The organism is Atopobium deltae (assembly GCF_001552785.1).
Lineage (GTDB): Bacteria > Actinomycetota > Coriobacteriia > Coriobacteriales > Atopobiaceae > Atopobium > Atopobium deltae.
On sequence record NZ_KQ959498.1, the window covers coordinates 1 to 1,773 of the forward strand.

At 43.7% G+C, this 1,773-nt stretch carries 3 protein-coding genes; all 3 read left to right on the forward strand.

Features of this window, described 5'->3' with window-relative positions:
- Positions 1-40 precede the first annotated feature (40 nt).
- Positions 41-502, forward strand: a complete 462-nt coding sequence (locus HMPREF3192_RS04110; protein ID WP_066305669.1) for a hypothetical protein — start codon at positions 41-43, stop codon at positions 500-502.
- A gap of 490 nt (positions 503-992) precedes the next feature.
- Positions 993-1,430, forward strand: coding sequence for a PBECR4 domain-containing protein (locus tag HMPREF3192_RS04120; RefSeq protein WP_066305672.1), 438 nt, complete (start codon positions 993-995; stop codon positions 1,428-1,430).
- 89 nt (positions 1,431-1,519) lie between these two features.
- Positions 1,520-1,773, forward strand: a 254-nt coding sequence (locus HMPREF3192_RS06925) for a hypothetical protein (protein WP_197414562.1), incomplete at its 3' end; no start/stop codon positions are given.

Consider the following 1,773-nt stretch of genomic DNA (forward strand, 5'->3'; position numbering starts at 1 on the left):
ACTCCCCAACAGGATCTAACCCTCTAGAAAGGAACCTACCATGGCTGAAAAGTATTACTCCCACAAAAACCCTTCCAACTTGATGCCTTCAGAGATCTTAAAAAATGTACCTGAGATCTATGGTCAAGAAGATGCGGCGTTTGCAGACAAAGTGGTGCACGCTGCCTACATCATTCCCTTCAAAAGTTCCTGGACTTGGTATCTAACCGAGTATGACAAACAGACAGGGGATGGTTTCGGGCTTGTTGTGGGTTATGAGCCTGAGTGGGGATACTTCAGACTTTCCGAGTTAAAAGACCTAGGAGCTGAACGCTTAATCCTAGAGGACTTTCCTAAAACTTTCAAAGAGATAGCTCAAACAGAACTTGCACGCAGGATGACAAAACAAGAGCTCGAAGATGCCTTCATGGGGACGTTGGATGTGGAAAGCCTAGGGGAACCCCTAACAGCTATACAGCAAGTAGGGCGTGATGCGAAAAATGCCGAAGGTTTGGAGCTGTGAAGATGAAAACCTCACCCAAGCGCTACAGCTTTGACGAGGTGAAAAAACAAACAGCTGCAAGCTGTGCAGCTATGGAAAAAGTAACAGTTTAAAGGCATGAAAAAAGGACTTGCCTTCACTAATGACGCAACTCAAGGCTTGCGCTGCTTGTACAAGTCCTTACTGAAAAGTCTATAGAAAGGATCTATTCATGTCAAAAATCAAAAATTCCCACATGTGCTACAATGCAGATAAATCACGTGTGGGCAGCACGTTTCAATCTGACGGTCGCTGCGATTACCGTAAGTGTGTGGAAACGCATGCGAAACGCAGCTTGAGCAGAGAGAGTGGGCTGCGAGATAGTTCTGGCGACAGAACACTACCCACCTTACAACCGAAACAGGCAAAGCTGTCGGCGGATGGCAGACATGTAACTGTCCATAAGAGGGCGTTTCGTCACTATGCTACGGCTGTGATAATGCCCTCTTTAAATTTTTTGGCGGTGGTATAAATGCCACTGTTTAGTAATCCTGTCTGCACAACCAAAGATCTAACTAACATTTATAACGCTGCGCAACTTTATGAAGCCAATCTTTGTAATCGTGCGGTATATCTGTTTTACCCTAATGAGTCTGGGTGCATTGACTTTGAAAAGGTTGTTTTTCAACCTCAAAACTTTGCTCACCTAGTAGGGTGTTTGCCAAGTTATAAATACAGAGTTAACGCTTCTGATTTTTATAAAAAGGCGCTTCAGCAGCATCTTAGCTATCAAGAAGACTTTGTTTTTTCTCACCAAAATCAAGGCAGGTTTTATTTTGAGGTTAAAATCGAAGCGGTACACAAAGTCTTTAAGTTGCCAAAGATTCCTCTTCAAATCGGCTTGTATGATTCCAGGGCTTTTGTAAATCTTTCTGCCGACAAATTGTTGGTCATAGTCCAGCGTGCTTAGCTATTGAGTTCGGAAACGATTATTTCTATCCAAAAAGTGTAATTAACCGAGACATTCGAGAGTGTGTCTCTCCTGGAAGTCTATTTCCTGTGGTAGCCACTGCTTGTTCTGATGCTACCGCAGAAGCGCCAAAGCTTGAGCTGACCTACAGATCAAAAAAGCTATTTCCTCAGCATGATCAAGCTGTTTTTGATTTGGCAGACCATCTTGAAGTCGTTGAAAGGGATGGCGCTGAACAAGTAAATCAACAGCGTGAGGGATCTACTTCTTCCCAGGATCTCAAGATTGATCCATCTCAATATACCCCTTCTGACAATGACATCCCTCATCTTTCCAACCCAGA